General features: G+C 68.0%; 23 protein-coding genes. 5 read left to right on the forward strand and 18 right to left on the reverse strand.

Going from position 1 to position 22363, the window contains the following annotated elements:
• Window positions 1-116: 116 nt before the first annotated feature.
• A complete protein-coding gene (locus tag NFU08_RS17180; protein ID WP_174179199.1) occupies window positions 117-1127 on the reverse strand; it encodes an exonuclease domain-containing protein in 1011 nt (336 codons plus the stop codon).
• Window positions 1128-1209: 82 nt separating this feature from the next.
• On the opposite strand from NFU08_RS17180, the gene NFU08_RS17185 reads away from it, so the two are divergent.
• Window positions 1210-1986: a VTT domain-containing protein gene (locus NFU08_RS17185; protein WP_174179209.1), complete on the forward strand. Its 777-nt coding sequence runs from the start codon at window positions 1210-1212 to the stop codon at window positions 1984-1986.
• An 89-nt stretch (window positions 1987-2075) separates the two neighbouring features.
• Here NFU08_RS17185 and rdgB read toward each other — a convergent pair whose 3' ends face one another.
• From rdgB to clpS, 6 genes are all read right to left on the reverse strand, one after another.
• The gene (gene rdgB / locus NFU08_RS17190) at window positions 2076-2735 is read right to left on the reverse strand and encodes an RdgB/HAM1 family non-canonical purine NTP pyrophosphatase (protein ID WP_251424871.1); all 660 of its coding nucleotides are present in this window, start codon (window positions 2733-2735) and stop codon (window positions 2076-2078) included.
• Window positions 2732-3490 carry a ribonuclease PH gene (gene rph, locus NFU08_RS17195; protein WP_104184889.1) on the reverse strand — a complete coding sequence of 253 codons (759 nt, stop codon included), beginning with the start codon at window positions 3488-3490 and terminating at the stop codon, window positions 2732-2734. Before rph ends, rdgB begins: the two co-directional genes overlap by 4 nt.
• A gap of 74 nt (window positions 3491-3564) precedes the next feature.
• On the reverse strand, window positions 3565-4362 hold the full coding sequence (locus NFU08_RS17200; protein WP_174179195.1) for an MBL fold metallo-hydrolase: 798 nt from the start codon (window positions 4360-4362) through the stop codon (window positions 3565-3567).
• Window positions 4359-5357, reverse strand: a complete 999-nt coding sequence (gene murI, locus NFU08_RS17205; RefSeq protein ID WP_174179193.1) for a glutamate racemase — start codon at window positions 5355-5357, stop codon at window positions 4359-4361. Before murI ends, NFU08_RS17200 begins: the two co-directional genes overlap by 4 nt.
• A 123-nt stretch (window positions 5358-5480) precedes the next feature.
• Window positions 5481-6047, reverse strand: a complete 567-nt coding sequence (locus NFU08_RS17210; protein WP_174179191.1) for a DUF2017 domain-containing protein — start codon at window positions 6045-6047, stop codon at window positions 5481-5483.
• A complete protein-coding gene (clpS, locus tag NFU08_RS17215; RefSeq protein WP_251424873.1) occupies window positions 6040-6411 on the reverse strand; it encodes an ATP-dependent Clp protease adapter ClpS in 372 nt (123 codons plus the stop codon). The genes NFU08_RS17210 and clpS overlap by 8 nt, the downstream gene beginning before the upstream one ends.
• Window positions 6412-6582: 171 nt before the next feature.
• On the opposite strand from clpS, the gene NFU08_RS17220 reads away from it, so the two are divergent.
• The 3 genes from NFU08_RS17220 to NFU08_RS17230 all read left to right on the forward strand — a co-directional run bounded on the left by NFU08_RS17220 (window position 6583) and on the right by NFU08_RS17230 (window position 9700).
• Window positions 6583-7911, forward strand: a complete 1329-nt coding sequence (locus NFU08_RS17220) for a nicotinate phosphoribosyltransferase (protein WP_174179189.1) — start codon at window positions 6583-6585, stop codon at window positions 7909-7911.
• A 9-nt stretch (window positions 7912-7920) separates the two neighbouring features.
• Window positions 7921-8559: an isochorismatase family protein gene (locus NFU08_RS17225; protein ID WP_174179187.1), complete on the forward strand. Its 639-nt coding sequence runs from the start codon at window positions 7921-7923 to the stop codon at window positions 8557-8559.
• A gap of 106 nt (window positions 8560-8665) precedes the next feature.
• Window positions 8666-9700 (forward strand): AAA family ATPase, encoded by a 1035-nt coding sequence (locus NFU08_RS17230; protein WP_251424875.1) that lies wholly within the window; start codon window positions 8666-8668, stop codon window positions 9698-9700.
• 78 nt (window positions 9701-9778) lie between these two features.
• On the opposite strand, the gene NFU08_RS17235 is transcribed toward NFU08_RS17230, so the two are convergent.
• From NFU08_RS17235 to NFU08_RS17275, 9 genes are all read right to left on the reverse strand, one after another.
• Window positions 9779-11560 (reverse strand): DEAD/DEAH box helicase, encoded by a 1782-nt coding sequence (locus NFU08_RS17235; RefSeq protein WP_251424877.1) that lies wholly within the window; start codon window positions 11558-11560, stop codon window positions 9779-9781.
• Window positions 11560-11901: a DUF3039 domain-containing protein gene (locus NFU08_RS17240; protein WP_174179181.1), complete on the reverse strand. Its 342-nt coding sequence runs from the start codon at window positions 11899-11901 to the stop codon at window positions 11560-11562. The genes NFU08_RS17235 and NFU08_RS17240 overlap by 1 nt, the downstream gene beginning before the upstream one ends.
• 97 nt (window positions 11902-11998) lie before the next feature.
• Window positions 11999-12781 carry a glucosamine-6-phosphate deaminase gene (gene nagB, locus NFU08_RS17245; protein WP_251424879.1) on the reverse strand — a complete coding sequence of 261 codons (783 nt, stop codon included), beginning with the start codon at window positions 12779-12781 and terminating at the stop codon, window positions 11999-12001.
• A 22-nt stretch (window positions 12782-12803) separates the two neighbouring features.
• On the reverse strand, window positions 12804-14375 hold the full coding sequence (locus tag NFU08_RS17250) for a transporter (protein WP_251424881.1): 1572 nt from the start codon (window positions 14373-14375) through the stop codon (window positions 12804-12806).
• Window positions 14357-15232: an ABC transporter ATP-binding protein gene (locus tag NFU08_RS17255; RefSeq protein ID WP_174179175.1), complete on the reverse strand. Its 876-nt coding sequence runs from the start codon at window positions 15230-15232 to the stop codon at window positions 14357-14359. Before NFU08_RS17255 ends, NFU08_RS17250 begins: the two co-directional genes overlap by 19 nt.
• A gap of 114 nt (window positions 15233-15346) precedes the next feature.
• Entirely contained in the window at window positions 15347-15682 is a 336-nt protein-coding gene (locus NFU08_RS17260) for a DUF3253 domain-containing protein (protein WP_251424883.1), read from the reverse strand.
• A gap of 10 nt (window positions 15683-15692) precedes the next feature.
• Window positions 15693-16790 (reverse strand): NADH:flavin oxidoreductase/NADH oxidase, encoded by a 1098-nt coding sequence (locus NFU08_RS17265; RefSeq protein ID WP_174179171.1) that lies wholly within the window; start codon window positions 16788-16790, stop codon window positions 15693-15695.
• Window positions 16790-17776 carry a tetratricopeptide repeat protein gene (locus NFU08_RS17270; RefSeq protein ID WP_251424885.1) on the reverse strand — a complete coding sequence of 329 codons (987 nt, stop codon included), beginning with the start codon at window positions 17774-17776 and terminating at the stop codon, window positions 16790-16792. The genes NFU08_RS17265 and NFU08_RS17270 overlap by 1 nt, the downstream gene beginning before the upstream one ends.
• A 52-nt stretch (window positions 17777-17828) precedes the next feature.
• Window positions 17829-19535 (reverse strand): hypothetical protein, encoded by a 1707-nt coding sequence (locus NFU08_RS17275; protein WP_251424887.1) that lies wholly within the window; start codon window positions 19533-19535, stop codon window positions 17829-17831.
• A gap of 191 nt (window positions 19536-19726) precedes the next feature.
• Here NFU08_RS17275 and NFU08_RS17280 point away from each other — a divergent pair, with 191 nt between their 5' ends.
• Entirely contained in the window at window positions 19727-21061 is a 1335-nt protein-coding gene (locus NFU08_RS17280; protein WP_251424889.1) for an AI-2E family transporter, read from the forward strand.
• Window positions 21062-21136: 75 nt separating this feature from the next.
• On the opposite strand, the gene NFU08_RS17285 is transcribed toward NFU08_RS17280, so the two are convergent.
• On the reverse strand, window positions 21137-21937 hold the full coding sequence (locus NFU08_RS17285) for an alpha/beta hydrolase (RefSeq protein ID WP_174179163.1): 801 nt from the start codon (window positions 21935-21937) through the stop codon (window positions 21137-21139).
• A gap of 43 nt (window positions 21938-21980) precedes the next feature.
• Entirely contained in the window at window positions 21981-22337 is a 357-nt protein-coding gene (locus tag NFU08_RS17290) for an ATP/GTP-binding protein (RefSeq protein ID WP_174179161.1), read from the reverse strand.
• Window positions 22338-22363: the final 26 nt, after the last annotated feature.

Here is a 22363-nt window from a genome sequence, read left to right on the forward strand (position 1 = left end):
TCCACATCCAAATACCCGCGTTGCGCGTCCTCGCGTCCCTGCATAAGACCAGTCTTAACCACCAGCCTCACCAGTCCAGCCGACGCGCCTAAACCAGCGGATATTTCAGCAGTCTCCTAGGCGATGGCTGCTGCCGCGAAGTCGCCCACCATCTGCAGGAACTCACCTTCGGACAGCACTTCGATGGGCTGGCCGCGGTCATGGAGCTCCAGGACGCGCCGGGCTTTGCCGGTCAGCCGGCCGGAGCGGAGGTCGGAGGCAACAAAGCCGTCCCCCACCACCAGGACGGTGGTGCGCCCGGTCACCCGGCTCTCCGGCCGGGCGCCGACGTCGGCAGAGCGCCTTTTGGCTTCCGGGCGCCCTATGGACAGCGCCCCGGTGAAGACGACGGTCTGGCCGTACAGTGGGTGGCCCGGCTCGGCATCGGGGTTGGGAAGCGGGTTGGCTCCCTCCTCCGGCCAGCCCGACTGGAAAGGCCGTAGCGGCGCAGCCGTGCCGCTGCCGGCAGCGGCAAGGGCCGCGATGCTGGACTTGGACAGCCCGTCCGTGGCCGGGTCGAAGGCCTGCTGGCGCGGCATCACCAGCCCCAGCGAAAGGTAGAGTTCGCCGATGCTGTTGGCCTGGTTCCGCCGGGCTATGTCGATCAGGATTCCCGCGCAGGCCCGGGCGTCCTCAGCGGCGTCGTGGTGCTTCACCAACGGCACGCCGGCTTCCTCGGCGGCGAACGGCAGGGAGTTGGACACCAGCGAGTAGCACCGCCGGGAAAGCATGACGGTGCACACATAGTCGTAGGCGGGCCCCGGCAGGCCGGAGACCTCCAGGCCCGACCGGATCACTCCCAGGTCGAAGGCGGCATTGTGCGCCGCGAGGATGTCATCACCAATGAAGGCGCCGATTTCGGGGAAGAGTTCCCCGAAGCGGGGGTGCCCGGCCACGTCGTCAGCCCGGATGCCGTGGATCCGCACGTTGTGGTAGTCGAAGTGGTCGTGGTTCGGCGGGGGCCGCATCAGCCATGAAGCCTCGTCCACGATCTGCCCGCCCCGTACCTTCGTCAGGCCCACCGCGCAGGGAGAGCCCCGGAAGCCGTTCGCAGTTTCAAAGTCGATCGCCGTAAAGTCCAAACCCACGGCCCAACCTTACCGCCGGAATGCTGCTCCTCCATGCAGGCACGGCTCTGTCAAGTACCCTTGAGAGGTGAACTTTCCTGTGATGAATGACCTCGCCGTGTCCATGCTGGGCGGCGCAGGACCGGTGCAGCCCCAGCTGGCCTCCTTCCTGCCCGACTGGCTGAACCCCCAGGTCTTCCTGGCTGATCCCGCCCTGGCGCCGTGGGTGGTGCTGCTGGTCTGCGGCATCGTCTTCGCGGAGACCGGCCTGCTGGTGGGCTTCTTCCTGCCCGGTGATTCCATGCTGTTCACAGCTGGCCTCCTGGTGGCCACGGACACCATCAAGTTCAACGTGTGGGTCTTCGCGCTGCTGATCATCATTTCGGCCATCGTGGGCAACCAGACCGGCTACCTCATCGGGTCGAAAGCCGGGCCCGCCATCTTCAACAAACCCAACTCGCGCCTGTTCAAGCGGGAAAACGTGGAGAACGCGCACGCCTTCTTCGAAAAGCACGGCGGCAAGGCATTGATCCTGGCACGCTTCGTCCCCATCATCAGGACTTTCGTCCCCGTCATCGTGGGCGTCGCCCAGATGAACAAAAAGAAGTTCTTCCTCTTCAACGTCATCGGCGCAGTGCTGTGGGGCGGCGGCGTGACGCTGCTGGGATACCTGCTGGGCGACCGTATCCCGTGGGTCCGTGACAACCTGGACATCATTTTCATCGCGATCGTCCTGGTGTCCGTCCTGCCCATCGGCGTGGAGGTCCTCCGCGGCCTGTCCGCCAAGCGCCAGGCGAAGGCCTACGGCACCGACCCCGTGGAGGAGTTCATCGAGGAGCACGCCCCCGAGGACGAGCAGAAGACCCCCCGCCTTCCGTAAGTGCCCGTAAACCAGGGAAGGTGTGTTCCCCGCCGCGGCGGGGAACACACCTTTTTGGTTAACCGGCAACTGTGGGGCCTTGCGTCCCGTCAGGCCTCTGCCCGGCGCAGCGCCTCGACGATGGCCGGCAGCAGCGCGCGGAAGGCCTTGCCACGGTGGCTGATGGCGTTCTTTTCCTCTGCGGACAGCTCTGCGCAACTGCGGTCCTCCCCCGCCGGCTGCAGCACGGGATCGTAGCCGAAGCCCCCGCTGCCCCGCGGCTCGCGGAGCAGCACGCCCTCCAGCTGTCCGTATTCCACCACCTCGTGGCCGGGCCTGCCGTCCGTGTCCGGCACAGCCAGCGCCGCCGCGCAGACGAAGGCCGCACCCCGGTGGATGTCCGGCACGTCGGAGAGCTGGCTGAGCAGGAGCCGCAGGTTGGCGGCGTCGTCGCCGTGGGTGCCGGCCCACCGGGCCGAAAAGATCCCGGGCGCTCCGCCCATCACGTCCACCGCAAGGCCGGAGTCGTCGGCAATGGCCGCCAGGCCGGTGGCTTCCGCAACGGCACGCGCCTTCAGCAGCGAATTCTCGGCAAACGTCACACCGGTTTCGACGACGTCAGGGGCACCTGCCGCTGCCGCGTCCACCACCTGGGTGTCGACGTCGAGCCCCGGGACCTGTCCCCGCAGCAGCTCGCGGAGCTCCCGCACCTTGCCCTTGTTGTGGGTTGCCAGGACCAGGCGGGGAGCATCTCCGCCGGCCGGGTTCACAGCGTGTCCGCCAGGGTCTCCCGCTGGATGGCGGCGAGCTGGGTGGTGCCCAGCAGTGCCAGGTCCAGGAGCTGGTCCAGCTCGGCCCGGTCAAAGGGTGCGCCCTCGGCCGTTCCCTGCACTTCCACGAACTTTCCCGAGCCGGTGACCACAACGTTCATGTCGGTTTCTGCCCGGACGTCCTCGACGTACGGCAGGTCCAGCATGGGCACGCCGTCGATGATGCCCACGGACACAGCGGCAATGGTGTCGATCAGGGGCTGGGCATTTTTTGCGATCAGCTTGTTGTCGCGGGCGAAGCGGATGGCGTCTGCGAGCGCGACGTAGGCGCCGGTGATGGCTGCCGTGCGGGTGCCGCCGTCCGCCTGGAGAACGTCGCAGTCCAGCACGATTGTGTTTTCGCCCAGGGCCTTGGTGTCGATGATCGAGCGCAGCGAACGTCCGATGAGCCGGGAGATTTCGTGGGTGCGGCCGCCGATCTTGCCTTTGACGGATTCGCGGTCGGAGCGGGTGTTGGTGGCCCGGGGCAGCATGGCGTACTCGGCGGTGACCCAGCCGCGGCCTTCCCCCTTGAGCCAGCGCGGCACGCCTGCGGTCAGGGATGCGGTGCACAGGACCCGGGTGTTGCCGAACTCGATCAGGGCGGATCCCTCGGCCTGGGTGGACCATCCGCGGGTGATGCTGATGGGCCGGAGCTGGTCGGGGGCGCGGCCGTCGGCGCGCACGATGGGTACTGCAGTTGCTTCAGAAGTCATGTCTTTAGCTTATCGACTGCACGCCCGGCCGATGCCGGTCCCCTGGTCGAAGCCGTGGCAGGGACCCCGGGGGGCTAGATGGTGTAGTGCACTCCGGCAACCGCTACCGCCACGTCGCCGCCGAACACCGGGCGGGCTTCGGCCATCACCGTGGTCTGTGATGTCCACACGGGAATGTGCGTGAGCAGGAGCCGGCGGGCCCCCGCAGCCGCAGCGGCTTCCCCGGCGCGCTTTCCGGTCAGGTGGACGTCCTTGATGCCGTCGTCGCGGCCTTCCTCGAAGGCTGCCTCGCACAGGAACAGGTCGGCGTCCTTGGCTGCTTCCTCAAGCCCGGCACAGGAATCGGTATCACCGGAATAGGTCAGGGTCCGGGAAACAGGCGTACCGTCCTTGTCCGGTTCCACCACTTCCACCCGCAGGGCGTAGGCCTCCTCCACGGGGTGGTTGACGGCGAAGGGTGTCACGGTGAACGGCCCCACGGTCACGGACTCGCGTTCCGCCCAGTTAGTGAAGTCGAATTCCTCGTGCATTCCGGGGTCCAGCTCCAGGCCGTACGCCGTGGCCATCCGGTCTGCCGTGGCCGCAGGCCCCCAGACGGGGATCCGGCCGCGGCCCCAGCCGCCGGGCTTCCACCGGACCGCCACGTGCAGGCCGCACAGGTCCATGCAGTGGTCGGGGTGCAGGTGGGTGAGGAAGATCGCGTCGATATCCTCCAGGTCGGTGTACCGCTGGATGGCACCCAGCGCCCCGCTGCCCAGGTCCATGACCACTTTCCAGGTCCGCTCGCCGTCGTTCGCGGTCAGGAGGTAGCACGACGCCGGTGACCCGGGGCCGGGAAAGGACCCCGTGCAGCCTACGATGGTGAGCTTCACTGGCCGCTGCCCCCGGTCGCTGAAGTGCCCACGAAGTTGGAGATCCGCGGCCGCGCCGCAGCGTTCTGGGCGGCGGCGATCATTTCCGGGGTGATCCTGGCGAGGCTTCCCGTGGGGTACTGGGCGGACACGTGGTCCACGTGCCGGACGGAGAGGACCTCGGGCCCCAGGAACCGCCGGGCCAGCGCCTCGAACTGGCCGGCGTCCCCGGTGGCCACGAAGTGGTGCTCCGGCGGCGTTGCGTCCGTGCGCTGCAGGTTGTGGGTGGCCAGGGCGCGGTAGACGTCCTTGGCGGTTTCCTCGGCGCTGGACACCAGGGTCACGTCCGCCCCCATGACGTAGGAGATGACGCCGGTGAGCAGCGGGTAGTGCGTGCAGCCCAGGACCACCGTGTCCACGCCGGCCGCCTTGAGCGGGGCGAGGTATTCCTCGGCGACGGCCAGCAGCGCCGGACCGGTGGTGATCCCTGCTTCGACGTAGCTGACGAATTCCGGGCACGCCACGGAGGTGATCGCCAGGTCCGGCGCCGCGGCGAACGTATCCTCGTAGGCCCGGGAGCCGATCGTGGCGGAGGTGCCGATCACGCCCACCAGCCCGCTGCGGGTTGCCGCCACTGCCCGCCGCACCGCCGGCTGGATGACTTCGATAACCGGGATGCCGTACTTGGCCGTGTACCGCTCGCGGGCGTCCCGCAGGACAGCGGCCGACGCCGAGTTGCAGGCTATGGTGAGCAGCTTGACGCCGGAGTCCACCAGTTCGTCCATCACGCCCAGGGCGTTGGCCCGCACCTCTGCGATGGGCAGGGGGCCGTACGGTCCGTGCGCCGTGTCCCCCACATAGAGGATTGACTCGTTGGGAAGCTGGTCGATGATGGAGCGGGCCACCGTGAGGCCGCCAACTCCGGAGTCGAATACGCCGATGGGCCGCGACTCCAAGGCGGCGGCGGGCAGGTCGCTGGCGTCGGACCCCGTGGCAGCGCCGGCTGACGGATCCATGCTTGAGGCTCTACTCATGATTATTCGAGGATAGGTCTTCCCCGCGGCTCCAGTCATGAACCTGTGGCCGGGAGCTCATGTCTGGTGTGTCACAGCGCAGGGACGGGGGGCGGTCCGCGCCGCTCACCGGCGCGACTCCATGGACTGCAGCATGGCCTGGACCAGTGACTCCTGGAGCCACGTGGCGAAGTTGTAGACCAGGGCCAGGTAGCTCTCCACGTCCTCGGCCTGGGACCAGTCCTGCATCAGGTGGACGTGCTCGGCGTCCTCCTCGTCCTGGATATCCAGCCGCTCGGCAAGGACCAGCCGGACATCGTTCAAAGCCATGGACCAGTGCCGTGCCGCGTCGGGCGTCAGCACGATCTCGTCCTTGTCCAGGTCCAGGGCCGCGGCCCGCAGGGCGCCGATCTTAGTTTCCCGCAGCGAGCGTTCGGTGAGCTGGCGGAACTCCAGGGAGGCGCCGGCGTCGTCCTTCATGACATTGGGGAGCAGGCGCTTGACGGCGCGGTCGGAAGGCTCTGCCACGTCCATGTCCAGGCCGATCAGGGCGGCCAGCGGATCCTGGCCGTCACGGTCCTCCGGCTGGAGCATTGAGATGACGTCATGGATCAGGCTGCGCAACAGGTCGCGTTCCGCGGGCTCAAGGTAGCCGGTGATGCCTTTGAGTCCGTACTTGAATGCCTTAGCCACGTTTCCCCTTGCCCTGGCCTCCGCCGGAGTTGCCGTTGTTTCCACCGCTGGCTTTTTCCACGGTGGCCCACAGCCCGAACCCGTGCATGGCGACGGCATGGCGTTCCACCTGTTCCTTGCTGCCCGAGGCAACAATGGAGCGGCCCTTCTTGTGGACCTCCATCATGAGCTTGTTCGCCTTGCTCTCGGAGTAGCCGAAATAGCTTTGGAAAACATAGCTCACGTAGCTCATGAGGTTGACGGGATCGTTCCAGATCACCAGGTTCCAGGGGATGTCCGGCGCGGTCAGGGAATCTGTGGATTCCGCTGTTCCGGTCCGGGTGCCCTCCTGTGTATCAGGGCCGAGCGCAACGCCTAAGGTCATCTGTCCATTCTATGGGGATGCCGGGCCACCGCCGGATCGGGCCCACGCCGGCGAGGGGCCCGCGGCGAAGCGAAGCGAGACGTGGGAGCCGGCGGGTGGGCCCACGCCGGCGAGGGGCCCGCGGCGAAGCGAAGCGAGACGTGGGAGCCGGCGGGGACTAGAGTGATTTTCGTGAGTACCTCCGCTGGCTGGGAGCATCCCCGCACCTCTTTTTACACCGACCACTACGAGCTGACGATGCTGCAGGCATCGCTGCATTCGGGGGCCGCGCACCGCAAGTCGGTGTTCGAGGCTTTTGCCCGGCGGCTGCCGGATGGCCGGCGCTACGGCATCGTGGCCGGCACGGGACGGCTGCTGGAGGGCATCGCCAATTTCCGCTTCGGGGATGCCGAGCTTGAGTTCCTGGAACGCACCAAGGTGGTCAACGCGCAGACGCTGGAGTACCTGGCGTCCTACCGGTTTTCCGGCGACATCTGGGGCTACCCCGAAGGCGAGGCGTACTTCCCGAACTCCCCCATCCTGATTGTCGAGGCCACGTTCGCGGAGGCCTGCATGCTGGAGACCTACCTTCTGTCCGTGTTGAACCATGACAGCGCCATCGCCTCGGCTGCTTCCCGGATGGTCACCGCGGCCGGCGGCCGGCCCTGCATTGAGATGGGCTCCCGGCGCACCCATGAGGAAGCAGCCACCGCTTCCGCCCGGGCAGCAATCATCGCCGGGTTCGACAGCACCTCCAACCTCGAGGCTGGAATCCGCTACGGGATCAAGACGGTGGGCACCGCCGCCCATTCCTTCACGCTCCTGCACGACACCGAGCGGGACGCGTTCGAGGCCCAGATTGCCTCGCTCGGGGACCATACGTCCCTGCTGGTGGACACGTACGACGTCGAAGCGGCCGTCCGCACGGCCGTGGACCTTGCGGGTCCGCGCCTGGGGGCGGTCCGGCTGGACTCCGGCGACCTTGTGGCGCAGGCGCAGTGGGTGCGCAGGCTCCTTGACGACCTCGGCAACGAAAACACCAAGATCGTGGTCACGTCAGACCTCGATGAGTACGCCATCGCCGCCCTGCAGTCCGCCCCCGTGGATTCCTACGGCGTGGGCACGTCCCTGGTCACCGGCTCTGGCGCCCCGACGGCCAGCATGGTGTACAAGCTGGTCAGCCGCACGGACGACGACGGAACGTTCGTCTCCGTGGCCAAGGCGGCCAAGAACAAGGCCAGCGTGGGCGGCCGCAAGTACGCGCTGCGCAAGTTGAACGAGCGCGGCATTGCAACTGCCGAGGTGGTGGGCGTCGGCCACCGGCCGGAGGATGACGGCAATGACCGGCCCCTCCTGCAGCAGTTCATGAAGAACGGGGAGCTGCTGCCGGGCTGGACCGGCCACGAGGGCGTGCTCCGGGCCCGCCAGCGCCATGCGGATTCCATGGCGGAGCTGCCGCCGGTGGTCAACCGCCTGCAGCGCGGGGAGGCCGCCATCCCGACTCTCTATGAAGAAAACTGAGGAGAACCGATGTCCCGGGCACTGATCATCGTCGACGTCCAGAACGATTTCTGCGAGGGCGGTTCTCTGGCCGTTTCCGGCGGCGCGGATGTGGCCGGCGCCATCAGCGAATATGTGGACGCCCACCACGGCGAGTTCGACCACATCGTTGCCACCCAGGACTGGCACATCGATCCCGGAGAGCATTTCTCGGACATGCCGGACTTCAAGGACAGCTGGCCGCCGCACTGCGTGGCGGGCACCCCCGGGGCTGAACTGCATCCCGACCTGGACACCGAATACATCCAGGCCTACTTCCAGAAAGGGCAGTTCTCCGCCGCCTACTCCGGCTTCGAGGGCCTGCTGGCCCCCGAAGATGCGGTGCCCACCGGAGAACGGCAGCCCGGGGCCCTGCCCGGTCCCGCGGACGCCGGGAGGTTCGCTCCGGACGAAGACGCGATCGGGCTGGACGACTGGCTGCAGAGCCATGACGTGGAGGACGTCGTCGTTGTGGGAATCGCCACGGATTACTGCGTGATGGCAACGGCCCTGGACGCAGTCCAGGCCGGCTACTCCGTCACGGTCCTCCGCTCCCTGACGGCCGGGATCGCCGAGGACCTGGAGGAAGCAGTGGCCGAAATGGAACTCGGCGGCGTGGACGTAGCCTAGGGCACCACCGGGTGGGGCCCGGCGCCGATGATCAGCAGGCCCTTCGCCGTTTCACCCGCCCCTTGATCCCAGGGCAGGAACGGGACCCGGGTACTACAGTGGAGGCATGGCTGCCAGTCGCAATCCGCTCGACGACCTGCGCGAGACCATCGGCCGCCTTGCCGACCAGCTCAAGCTGCCCGGCTCGGAACGCGTCGACGACCTGGTCGGCGATCTCGTGGGTCCGAGGCCCGGGCCGGCCCGGCCACTGTCCGAGGTGCAGGCCGAGCTCGACGCGCTGGTCGGCCTGGAGACAGTGAAGGAACAGGTGCGGGCGCTCGTGGCACTTCTCCAGGTCCAGGCCCGCCGTAAGGCGCACGGTCTGCCGGAGGTGGCCACCTCCCAGCATCTGGTCTTCCTCGGAAACCCGGGCACGGGCAAGACCACCGTGGCGCGGCTCCTGGCCGAGATGTACCGCGCGGTCGGCCTGCTGCAGAAAGGCCACCTGGTCGAGGTCGACCGTTCGGGCCTGGTGGGGCAGTACGTCGGCACGACCGCCATCAAGACGGACAGGGTGATCCGGCGTGCGCTGGACGGCGTCCTGTTCATCGACGAGGCCTACGCGCTGGCACCGGAGGACGGCCGGATGGACTTCGGCCCCGAGGCGATCGAGGTCCTTCTCAAACGGATGGAGGACCACCGCCACCGCCTGGTCGTGATCGTGGCCGGGTATCCGCGGCTGATGGAGGCATTCCTGCTCTCGAACCCCGGACTGCGCTCCCGGTTCGCCCGCGAGATCACGTTCCCCGACTACTCCGTCGACGCACTCCAGACGATCTTCCACCGGATGCTTTCCCAGCACGAGTACAGGCTGGAGCCGGATGCGGACCAGATGCTGCGACGCATCTTCACAGGGCTTCACGCGGGCGAGGACTCCGGCAACGCACGGTTCGCCCGCACGCTGTTCGAGCAGGCGCTCAACCGCCAGGCGCTGCGGCTGTCGCTCGACGAGGAACACAGTCTTGATGCCCTCGATCGTGAGGCCGTCATGACGCTGACCGCGGACGACCTCGTCGAGGCCGCGCTGGCGCTGGGCGAGGAACCGGAGCCGGAACCGGCGCCCGAACCGGAGCAGTCACGCTGGTGGCGCTGGCTGGCCTGACCGGATCTGCGGCGGCTGCCGGGCGGACGTTCGGGGAGCAGTCCGCAAAGCACCGGGCCGGCTTTGTCACCATCGCCGCTATTTCCGGCCGATGAACCAGTCCTGGAGTTTCCGCAGGCGCGACTGCAGCTGCTCCTCGTTCGCCTGGGCCACGGGCGGTCCGCCGCACACTGTCCGCAGCTTGGTGTGCACCACCCCGTGGGGGGTCCCCGTGCGGGCAGACCAGGCAGCCACGTTTTTGGCCAGCTCGTTGCGGAGGTCCATCAGCATCCGGTGGTCCGGGACGGCCGGTGCCGGGGTTTCCGCCGCCGCAGGAGCCTTCCGGTTCTTGCGGTTCAGCTGCTCATGCTGGCGCTGCCGCAACAACGTGCCCACCTGCTCAGCGTCCAGCAGCCCGGGAATGCCCAGGAAGTCCATCTCGTCGTCGGACCCCACCTCGCCACCGGTGCCGAACTCGCCGCCGTCGAACAGCACACGGTCAAAGGATGCCTGTGAATCCAATGCCTCGAACTTGCCCTTGGTGAGGCTGTCCGACGCCTTGTCCTCGCGGTTGGCCTCTGCCATCAGCGAGTCCTCGGGATTGAACAGGCCGTCCGCGTCTTCCTTCTCCGGGCGGTCCAGGGCGTGGTCCCGTTCCGCCTCCATGGAGTTGGCAAGGGCCATCAGCTGCGGCACCGAGGGCAGGAAGACCGATGCCGTTTCGCCCCGCTTGCGGGCACGCACGAAGCGGCCCACCGCCTGGGCGAAGAACAGGGGGGTCGAGGTTGACGTGGCATACACGCCGACGGAAAGCCGCGGCACGTCCACACCCTCGGACACCATCCGGACGGCCACCATCCAGCGTTTCTCGCTGGCGGTGAATTCCTCGATCTTGCTCGAGGCCTTCGCGTCATCAGAAAGGATGACCGTGGGCGACTCCCCCGTGATCCTCTTGAGCTGTCCGGCATACGCACGGGCATCCTCGTGATCCGTGGCTATCACCAGGCCGCCGGCATCGGGAACGGTGCGGCGCACCTCGCTGAGGCGCTTGTCCGCGCCCGCAAGCACAGCCGGAATCCACTCGCCTGCGGGGTTCAGGGCGGTACGCCAGGCGTGGGATGTGATGTCCTTGGTCACCGCGGCCTCACCCAGCGACGCCGCCATCTCCTCGCCGGCACTGGTCCGCCACCGCATCTGCCCGGAATAGGCCATGAACATCACCGGGCGGACCACGTGGTCGCGCAGCGCATTGCCGTACCCGTAGGTGTAGTCGGCCTTGGAGCGGCGGATGCCGTCCCGGTCCTGGCCATACTCGACGAAGGGAATGGGAGAGGTGTCGGAACGGAACGGCGTTCCCGTCAGCGAAAGCCGCCTGACCGCGGGGTCGAAGGCTTCACGCAGCCCGTCGCCCCAGGACAGTGCCTCGCCGCCGTGGTGGATCTCGTCAAGAATCACCAGCGTGCGCGCAGCTTCCGTCTTGGCGCGGTGGAGCAGCGGCTTGCTGGCCACCTGCGCATAGGTGACGGCAACGCCGATGAAGCCGCGGCCGTGCTGGCCGTCGGAGTTCTTGAAGTTGGGGTCGATGGCGATGCCCACCTTTGCCGCCGCATCCGCCCACTGCCGCTTCAGGTGGTCGGTGGGCGCCACGATGGTCACCCTGTTAACGGCGCCGGAGTCGATGAGCGTGGACGCCACCCTCAGCGCGAAGGTGGTCTTGCCGGCGCCGGGCGTTGCCACGGCGAGGAAGTCGCGCGGGCTGTTGCGCAGGTACAGGTCCAGGGCTTCCTGCTGCCAGGCACGGAGTTTCGGGGCGGTTCCCCAGGCTGCACGTTCCGGATAGGCCGGAGGCAGGGTGGGGCCGCCAAAGAGCGTCTCCGTCACTATTTGTTGTTGCCCGAGTCCCCTCCGGGACCCTTGCCGCCGTCGTTGCCCGGGCGGAGGCCTTCATAGACCTCTTTGCACATCGGGCAGACCGGGAACTTCTGCGGATCCCGTCCCGGCGTCCAGACCTTGCCGCACAACGCGATGACGGGTTCCCCGGTCAGCGCGGACTCCATGATCTTTTCCTTGCGCACGTAGTGCGAAAAGCGTTCCCGGTCCCCGGGCTCCACTTCCTGGCGCAGTTCCTCGCGCTCAATGGTGGCTGTGGACGTTCCAGCCCCGGAAAGCTCGCGCATCGGGTCGTTTTCGAGAGGGTCCGTCGTGCTAGTCATGCCAACCATCTTAGCTGTTCCACCGCCTGGACGTTCGACGGCGGCGCGCCCCCGCCAGCCGCCGTCGGACTTTGCGGCGGCGTGCGCCGGCAGCGGGCGGGTCGGGCTAAATCCCCTGCCAGGAGGGCTTGTGGTCGTAGGTGTGGCGGTAGAAATCCGCCAGTTTCAGTGCCGACGCCGCGGCCTCGTCCAGCAGGACGGTGGCGTGCGGGTGGAACTGCAGGATCGACGCCGGGCAGATGGCGGCGACGGGGCCCTCCACGAAATCCCGCACAGCCTGGGCCTTCCGCGCGCCGGTTGCCAGCAGGATGACGTGCCGTGCGTCCATGATGGTTCCCAGCCCCTGGGTGAGGACGTGGTGCGGGACATCCGCCAGGCTGGAGAAGAACCGGGCATTGTCCCTGCGGGTCTGTTCGAGGAGGCTCTTGATGCGGGTCCTGGAAGCGAAGGAGGATCCCGGTTCGTTGAAGGCGATGTGGCCGTCCGTTCCCACCCCGAGGATCTGCAGGTCCACTCCGCCGGCAGCCGCGATCGCCTCCTCGTAGGCGCGGCAGGCAGCCGGGATGTCCGCGGCGGCACCGTCCGGTCCGTGGACGTTCTCAGGCCGGATGTTGACCCGGTTGGTGAACTCCCGGCGGACCACTTCCCGGTAGGACTCGGGGTGCCCTGGTGGAAGTCCCACGTACTCGTCCAGGGCAAAACCTGAGGCCCGGCTGAAGTCCAGGCCGTCCCGCTCATGGCGGGCAGCCAGCTCATCGTAGACCGGAAGCGGGGTCGAACCCGTCGCCAGGCCGAGGACGGCATCGGGCTTGCGCCGGAGCAGGTCCTCGACGGCATCGGCGGCCAGCCTGGCAATCTGTTTGCTGCCGTTGAGGATGACGACTTCCATGCTGGTTCCTTCCGAAAGCTGGTCAGCGGTTGACGGACACCTGGGCCAGGAGCTCGGGCCCGCGGGCGTCCAGCCATTTTCCGCCCAGCCTGACGCCCAGGACAAACAGGACCAGGCCCAGGACCGTTCCCGCGGAGAGGTTGATCCACCCGAAGAGGTAGTTGCCGGTGACCACTTGGGCAACCAGGAGCCCTGCCTGGGGCAAGACCAGGACCATGAGGACCAGCAGCCCTCCGAACTGTACGGCGAGGGTCTGGCCCACGTTGCCGGGCGGCTTCTTGAACGGGCTGTCGCCCGGCAGCGGAACGGCCACGGTATAACGGGCCGAAACCACCGACGACAGTCCCAGCCCGGTGAACAGGATGCCCAGGCTCAGGCCCAGCTGGCCGGGCAGGCCCGCCCAGTCCCCTGTCAGGGCGGAATACCCGAGGGCGAACACCAGCACCACCGGCAACGCGAAGGCCAGGCAGGCCAGGGCGCGGCCCAGCCGGTCCGCCACTCCCCTGACACCGGTGGCAAGGTGCAGGGCGAAAGCGGTGTTGTCGTAGGACACGTCCGCGGAGATGGACCAGGCGAGGATGAAGGCGGAGAGCGGGGCAAGGATGCCCAGGCTGGTGAAGTCCCCGGCCTGGCTGCCCTGGAAGGCGAGCACCACCGGAAGCAGGGGAATCACCACAAGGGATCCTGAATACCGTGGATCCCGGAACCAGTACGTGAGGGACCTCGCCATCACCGCACCGGCCGGAGTGGCGGGCAGCACTCCCAGCAGTCCCAGCCTGCCGCCTTTGCGCCTGCCGCTGCCCGCGTACGGCGGAGTCACCAGCGCCCGTTCCAACAGGGACTTCCACGCCCACGCGAGCGCGGCCAGCGCTGCAACGGATACCAGCAGCTTCAATGCCGCCTGCCCCGGCTGCCCGGCTGCCACATCACCGCCCAGCGACCACGGTGCGCCCAGCGGCGTCCACGACAGCGTCCTGGCAAAGCCGGGCAGGAACCCGGTGGAGGCTGAGAGGCCCTGGCCTATTCCGGCCACAATGGGCCCCATCAACACCAGCGGCACCATGAACGCGATGGCGCTGACGTCCTTGAACCGCCGCGATGCGGCCAGGCTTGCCGTTGCGGTGGTCACCACTTTGGCGAGCACCACGCAGGTCAGTACGCCCAGCACTGCCCCCGCGAACGCGGCGAGCGCAGGAAGGACACCGTGGGACCAGGTGGCCACCGTGGACAGCGCCACCAGCGAAGTGGCCAGTCCCGGGATGCCGATGAGACCGCCCAGCGCCAGTCCCGCCAGCATCTGACGCATGGGGATCGCGAAGGTGGTGAACCGTGCGGGATCCAGGGTCATGTCCGTGGCAGAGGCCACCACCGGCACGATGCCCCAGCCCAGGATGGCGGCGGATCCGCCGAGGACCACGGCGGTCTGGGCAAGGTCGTGCGGTGCGTTGCGCAGCATCACCAGTGCCATCACAAGCGTTGCCACCATCCCCAGTGCGTAGAGCCCGGCGAAGGCCATTCCCGCCAGTTGCCACGGGCTGCGCCGCAGGCCGTTGCGCAGCAGTGTCAGCTTGAGCCTTAGAAGGTGCGCAACCATTCCAGCCCTTCCGTGTGGCTGCGGCCGCCCACCAGCTGCACGAACCGGTCCTCCAGCGAGGCCCCGGCGCGCACCTGGTCGACGGTGCCGGCGGCGAGCAGGCGTCCGTTGGCCACTACTGCCACGTGGTCGCACATGCGCTGGACCAGGTCCATGACGTGGCTGGACACGATGACCGTGCCGCCCGAGGCGACGTAGCTGTCAAGGATGGAACGGATGTTGGCCGCGGAAACCGGGTCCACCGCTTCGAAGGGTTCGTCCAGGACCAGCAGCCGGGGTGCGTGGATGAGGGCGGAGGCCAGCGCGATCTTCTTGGTCATGCCCGCGGAGTAGTCCACCACCAGGGTGCCGGCGTCCTCCTGGAGATCCATGGCGGCGAGGAGGTCCGCAACGCGGGTGGCCACCGTCTCCCGGTCCATTCCGCGCAACAGCCCTGCATACGTGATGAGCTGTTCGCCGGTGAGCCGGTCGAACAGCCGCACCCCGTCCGGCAGGATGCCCATCAGCCTCTTCGCCTCCAGCGGCCGCTGCCAGACGTCCACGCCGTGGACTGCAGCTGTCCCGAAGTCCGGACGCAGGAGGCCGGTTGCCATGGACAACGTGGTGGTCTTGCCGGCACCGTTGGGGCCCACAATGCCGTAGAAGGATCCGGCCGGCACGTCAAGGCTGATGCCGTCCACAGCGATCTTTCCGCCGAACCGCTTGGCGAGCCCGCGGATGGACAAGGCCGGCACCTGCGGCGCAGCTCCTGGGTGCAGACCCGGCGGGGAGTCCAGTGCATGGTCTGGTTGCGGGGCCGTGTCGGGGCGCATTACCGGGTCGGGGTGCAGTGCCGGATCAGGTTGCGGGGCAGTCATGAAGCCAGACTAGCCCTCGGGCCGCCGCTGCGGGGTCCTCCCGGAGGAGTAGCTGGAAAGGCGTAGGAAACCGCCTCCGGTGGGACGCTGTCCGGCGACATCGTGCCGGGGTACCTACCGCGCCTTCCGGATACGGATGGGCCCCTTGGCCGTGGCGGGGTCCACCACCGAGCCGCCCTGGGTGACCTGGACCTCGCCTGCGTCGACCAGCCGCCGCGCAGCCCTGCGGGCCGGCTCCATGAGGTCACGCCACGTCCCGCCACCGACAGCGCGGGCGGCTTCCGACGGGCAGATGGTGGAGGTGGCGGCTCTGTTGGCCAGCAGTTCCAGGATGGCGGCTTCCAGCTGCTGGTCGACCCCGCCGCCCGGCGCCGGCTCCCTCCCAGGGGCCGGCGTCCCCTGGGGAACCGGCGCGGACTTTGGCGCAGTGCGGCGGTCCCGGCCGGCCATCACGGGACCATCAGAAGGTGCGCCGCGGAACGGCGCGCTCGTACTGCGGAGGCCACGCAAGGTCGTGGCCCAGCTCGAAGGCGGCCCTCAGCCACCAGTGCGGGTCCCGCAGCGCTGCCCTCGCGATGAGGACGCCGTCAGCCTGTCCCGTGGCGACGGCATGTTCGGCCTGGCCTGCCGAAGTCAGCAGGCCCACGGTGCCGGTGGCCACACCGGCTTCCTTCCGGATGGCCGCTGAAAATCCGGTCTGGTAGCCGGGGCCGGCTTTGATCTGCTGGTGGGCAACGGCACCACCGCTGGACACATCGATGAGGTCCACACCGTGTTCGGCGGCCTGCCGTGCCAGGCGAACGGAAGCGGCCAGATCCACGCCGCCTTCGGCCCAGTCGCTGGCGGAGATCCTCAGGAGCAGCGGCATGGACTCCGGTATGACGGCTCGGACGGCGTCAACCACAGTCAGCATCAGCCGGTTCCGGCCCGTTTCGTCGCCGCCCCAGGCATCGGTCCGCGTGTTGATCAGCGGGCTTTGGAACTGGTGCAGGAGGTACCCGTGGGCACCGTGGATCTCGATGGTGTCAAAGCCCGCGTCCACCGCCCGCACGGCGGCGTCGGCGAAGTCGCGCACCACGCCGCTGATCTGGTCCGCGCCCATCGCCGCGGGGCTGGCGTACCCTTCGAAGGCCAACGGTGAGGGCCCCACAGTGGTCCAGCCGCCGTCGGACTCCGGAACGCTGCCGCGCTTGCCGGAAAAGGGCCAGTAAGTGGACGCCTTCCTGCCGGCATGGGCAAGCTGCACGCCGATCTTGGCCCCTGCGGCGCCGTGCCGGTGGACGAAGGAGGTGATCCGCTGCCACGCTTCGGCCTGCCCGCTGTTGTAGAGGCCGGCGTCGCGGGGGCTGATCCGGCCTTCCGCGTTCACGGCGGCGGCTTCGGTCAGGATCAGCGCCGCGCCGCCGGCAGCGAAGGACCCCAGATGCATCAGGTGCCAGTCGTTCGGGACTCCCGGGGCGTCGTCGGGATCGCAGCTGTACTGGCACATCGGCGACACCCAGCCCCGGTGCTGCAGCTCCAGCGAGCGGAGCCGCAGGGGCTGGAACAGCGCCGGCACTAGAAGAGCACCCTCGCGAGGGCCTGGCGCGCCTTGGCCACCCGTTCGTCCGCGGCGCCCACTACGTCGAACAGCTCCAGAAGCCGGACGCGGGCAGCCTCACGCTCCGGGCCGAAGTTCCTGCCGATGAAGGAGACCAGCCGGCTCAGCGCATCCTCTACGTGGCCGCCGGCCACATCAAGGTCTGCCACCCCCAGCTGGGCCTCAAGGTTGTCCGGCTCGTTGGCCGCGAGCGTGCGCAGGGCTTCGCTGTCCTGGGCAGAAAGCGGCTGCAGCCTCCCCATCAGCTCAACCTGGGCAAGTCCTGCCTTGGCCTCATGGTCCGCGGGCATCTCGGTCAGCGCCTGGCGGTACGCCTCTGCCGCAGCAGCATAATCTCCCGCTTCGATGGCGTCGAACGCGGCCTGGTGCAGCGGCGGCAGCGGCGCGGGAGCGTCCTCTTCCGCCCGTCCGGCTCCCAGGCTCCCGGTCACGCCGTTCGCCGCGGCTACTTTCAGCAGTTCGTCAAACAGGCTGCGCACCTGCTGCTCGTCGGCGCTGCCCTGGAAAAGCGGCACCGGCTGGCCCTTAAGGACGGCCACAGCAGTGGGGACAGCCTGCACCTGGAAGGCCTGGGCAAGCTGCGGGAAGGCTTCGATGTCCGCGGAGCCAAGGACCAGCCGGCCGCCGTAGCCGCCAACCACCCGCTCCAGGACCTCGAGCACGGCTGCCGACTCCGGCGAGTAGGAGGCCCACAGGGCGAACACCACAGGCACCTGCGCCGACAGCTCCACGAGCTGCTGGAAGTTGCCCTCGGTGACGTTGACCTTCAGTTCCTGGGCGCCGGGAGCGGCACCCGGCTGGGCGCCTTCCTGCGGCGTTCCGGTCCCGGCCGGTGAAGCCGGTGAGGCCGGGCGCTGCTTCAGGCTGGAAAGATCGACGGCGCCGCGCAGGTTAAGCAGGTTGGCAGCGGCAGGAGGGACTGGGCGGGAAGCTGGCGAACTCATGCTTTCCACTCTAGCCACTCCGGCCGCTGCCGGGGCTACTGCAGGACGGGGATTACTTGAAGCTGGCCCCCGTCAGGCCGCGGGTTGCCGCCACAAGCTTCATCGGGTCCGTGGATCCTGCCGGCGGCACGTACACGGCCACCGACTCGGCAAAGCTCAGGACCATGCCGGTGGTGGTTTCCTTGCCGCCGGCCAGTGCCGCTGCGTCGTCACCGATGGTGAGCTTGTCGCCCGCGGCCTTGGGGGTCCCCTCGAAGCCGAAGTTGATCCGTCCCAGCACCAGCGCGCCGCCGTCAGCCGTGCGGAAGACAACAGTGCCTTCCGGGACCACCTTGTGGGTGAAGGAGAAGTTGCCGTTCTCGCCGGACTTCACCACTTCAGCCTGGTAGGACAGGGTGTCCGCGATGTACGGCGAGGACTCCCCTTCCACCAGCTTGTCCTTGAAGGCCGAGTCTTCGGAGGTGAGGCGGTCGGCCAGGCCGGACAGGGCTTCTTCACCGCTGTAGAGCAGGCCCGTCTTGTCCGCGGGTGCCAGCGTCTCGGTGCCGTCCCGGCTGATGGTGGGGAATGTGGTGCCGGGCTGCAGCGGGTTGGTTTCCACGAGCTTGTAGTTCTCGCGCGGTGAGGCCTGGACCAGGGTCAGCAGCTGCGGCACCACGTTGCCCTCACCCTGGGTCACGGCCATGACGGACCGCGGCCATTCGCGCTCGCTGGTCACCACGGTGGTGAGGAGCTTGGTGGACCGCACCGGCATGCGCGGCTCGTAGGAGCCCACCTGTGAACGGATCTTGTAGTTCTGGGTGCGGACTTCCAGTTCGGTTCCGCCAACCCGGTCGGACAGCTTCGCGGCGTCCTTGGCCGCATCGCCTGCGTCAACGGCGCTGGAGACCTGCTCCAGGATCCGGCGGAACTGGGCATCCAGCAGGACGGGCGAACTTGCCTCCTGCGCGGCGGGCGACGCCGATGCCGCATCCGATGAAGGCGCGGGCGCGGGAGAAGTAGCGCTTGCGGCGACGCCGGTTCCGGCGACCACGGCAGCGGCGACCACGCCGGCAGCAGCCATGGTCACGCGCGAGGACGACTTGGCCTCGCTGCGGGCGCGGGCGCGCCGGGCGAAGCCGCTGCCCTCGCCGCCGCCTTCACCGTTGCGCCGGCGGGCAGAGAGCAGGGCCAGCACGATCCCGGCGACAACCAGGAGGGAACCAAGGACCATCAGGGGTACGGCCCAGGGTGTGGAGGTGTCGTTGGGGAACGTCATGGAGATGGAGGCAGGTGCGGGCTGGGTTCCGTCCGAGGCCAGCAGCAGGGTCCAGTCGCCGTCAGCCGGCGGCGTCCAGGAGTATTCGAGCTCGCCGCTGGCATTCTCGGTGGAAACCCAGAGGTCCGAGCCGGCGGGGTTGGGTACGGTGGCCTCGCCGTCGGTGTGTTCAACCTGGAGGGACGCCCGGTCCCCGGAAACGCCGCTAATGGTGTTGTGCGCGGCCTGGCCAACCCAGGCGTCCACGTCGTCCGGTCGGCCGGCCGCCAGCATGAAGTTGCCGTCGCCCTCGATGTCGATCTTGACTGTGCCGCCGTGAAGGGTCCGCAGGTTCTGGTCGATCACGGTAATCGGCGCAGCGGCAGCATCGGCCGGCGCGGAAGCCGTAAAGGTCTCGGAGGGGGCCCAGATGGTCCTCTGGCCGATGCCGGCCAAGAGTGTCAGGAGGCCGAGCAGCACGAGTGCGACTGCAGTCTTTAAACGCAAGGGAACACCTATCATCAGCGGGGGTTTAGTTTCAATAGTATCCGTTTTGTTATCGCGGGCCCGGATCGGGGCTTCGCGCAGGATCGCCAGCGGGCCGCTGAGCAGGCACTTCAGCTGTTGTTGACAAGGCTGCTGATAGTGTTTGCGATGATCATCACACCCGCCCGCACCCGCGGCGCCACGTACGGAACAGGCCCCCAAAACCAGTGACAGACAAGACGGACGAATCCTCCGCGGCACCAGAGAACCCGGGGGGTACGCAGCCGCCGGCAGCCGCCGCCAACGGTCCTGGAATAGGTCCTGGTCAGGGTCCTGGAACTGCCCGCCGGAAGAGGCCCGCCGCGGCCGCACTCGGGATGCTGGCCCAGCGGCTGCGCCAGCCTTTGCCGGGCGCCCAGCCACGGCTTCGTTTCGAGATGCCGCCGGAGTACACGCGCCAGGACGGTGACGGCGGTGGCCAGGACAGCGGGGTGGAGCCGCAGTTCGGCAGTCCCGGCCCCCGGATTTCGCCGCAGCATCCCCTGTACCTGGGGTTCATGGGAACCGTGGGCGTTGGGCTTGCACTGCTGGTCTACTGGATCGGCTCCAACACCACGCAACTGCTCCTGTGGATCGTTGCGGCGCTGTTCATCGCGCTGGGACTGGAGCCTGTCGTCAGTTGGCTGGAGGGCCGGAAAATTCCCCGCCCTGCCGGGATCCTGGTGTCCGTCACAGTGCTGGTGAGCGCCGTCGTCGGCTTCTTCGCCACCCTTATTCCCACCATCGTGCAGCAGGTCACGCAGATCGTCGAGCAAGCACCGGTGTGGATCCGTGATTTCATCGATTCCGAGTTCTTCCGCAGCCTGGACGACCAGTTTGGTGTGCGTGACCGCGTCACGGAAGAGCTGGACAAGTTCGTCAACGACCCCGCGGCGATGGGCGGAATCTTCGGCGGTGTTGTCGGCTTTGGCTCCACCGTGGCCAACGGACTTTTCGGCACGCTGATCGTCCTGGTGCTGAGCCTGTATTTCCTTGCCGCCCTGCCTGCGATGAAGAAGTGGGGCTACCGGCTTGCGCCGCGGTCCCGGCGGCACCGTGTGGAGGCCCTGTCCGAGGAAATCACCCGGTCGGTGGGCAACTACGTGATCGGGCAGGCGGTGGTCGCCCTCCTGAATGCCACCTTTGCCTTCATCGTGATGTCAATCGTGGGAATACCTTTCGCCCTGCTGCTGGCCTTCGTGGTGGCCCTGCTCGCGTTCATTCCGCTGGTGGGCGGCATGATTGCCGGGATCGTGGTGCTGCTGGTCTCGCTGACGGAGGGCTGGCAGACCGCTGCCATCTACGGAATCTGCTACTTCGCGTACCTGCAGTTCGAGGCCTACTTCATCTCTCCGCGCATCATGCAGAAGGCCGTGGCCGTTCCCGGCGCCGTGGCGGTTATTTCCGTCATTGCCGGCGGCAGCCTGCTGGGCGTGCTCGGTGCCCTCATCGCCATTCCCACGGCGGCTGCTGTCCTGCTGCTGGTCAGGGAGATCTACATCGTCCGCCAGGACCAGCACTAACGCAGGAGCAGCACCACGGCAGGTCCAGCACCGGGCCGGCGCGGTGGGGCCGAACCCGCGGCGGAACCAGGGGTCCTAGGCGGAGGCTGTTGCGACGGGCCCGTCCCATTCCTGCGGCAGTCCTGCGGCGCCTGATCCTGCCTCGCTGACCTCATCCACAATCTCGTTGAGGACCCGGGCAGCATACTTCTCCCCCACCCACAGGTGTTTGGCCCCGTCCACGCCCACCACGCGGGCCTGCGGCACCAGGCTGAAGCGTTCGGCCGCCTCGGCAGGTTTGAGGAAATCGTCGTGCTCCGGCACCAGGACCGTGAGCGGCTTTCCGGATGCGGCCCACTGGAGCAGGTCCTTGTCCTTGGCGCGGTGCAGCGGCGGCGAAAGCAGGATTGCCCCCTCGACTTGGGACGCCACCGGCTCCACGGCTCCGTACATCAGGGCGAGTTCCGTGCCGAAGGACCAGCCGACCAGCCAGCGGTTGGGCAGGCCGCGTTCGACGGCGAAGCGGACCGCGGCCTCCATGTCATGGCGCTCCCCGACGCCTTCGTCGAAGGCCCCGCTGCTGGTTCCGTGCGGGGATGCGGTTCCGCGGGTGTTGAACCGCAGCACGGCGATGCCGGCGAGGGCAGGCAGCCGGTAGGAAGCCTTGCGGTAGACATGCGAGTCCATGAACCCGCCGTGCGTGGGAAGGGGATGCAGGGTTATCAACGTGGCCTTCACGGGGCCGGATTCCGGCAGCGCCAGCTCGGCCACCAGGGTGTGGCCGTCTTCCGTGTCCAGCTTCACCAGCTCGCGCCTGGCGGGCAGCACGGTGGAGGCACGGATGGGAGTGGGGCCTGGGCCCTGGCGGAATTCGTACGACGCCGGATCAAAAGTCATGCCTGCCAGCTTAGCGACAGCCGGCGCATCTTCGCCCGCCCGTTCAGCGGTAGCGGTAACTGCGCGACATCCAGCAGTTGGTATGCCAGTGTCGCCGCTCGGCCAGTCCGGCGGCAGCGCCGAACAGGTGGTCGTCCTTCCAGACCACCAGGTGGGCCACACCGGGCGGCACGGCCGTGGAGCACTCGGGGCAGATGTAGGTTTTTTCGGCATTCCTGGCGGTCATGGTGCGCACCATCCACTCGCCGTCAGGGGCGCTCTCCCGCCGCGCGATGCCGGCACGCGCCCGTTCCAGGTCGAGCTCGGGCACCTCCCGGCTGCCCTTCTTTCCAGCGCCCGCCCTCCCGGACACAGCCCCCTTTCCGGACACTGGACGGCGGGGTCGGTTGGAGCGCGGCATGCCTCCATTCTGCCCCAGCCGCCGTG

The organism is Pseudarthrobacter sp. NCCP-2145 (genome assembly GCF_023708005.1).
Lineage (GTDB): Bacteria > Actinomycetota > Actinomycetes > Actinomycetales > Micrococcaceae > Arthrobacter > Arthrobacter oxydans.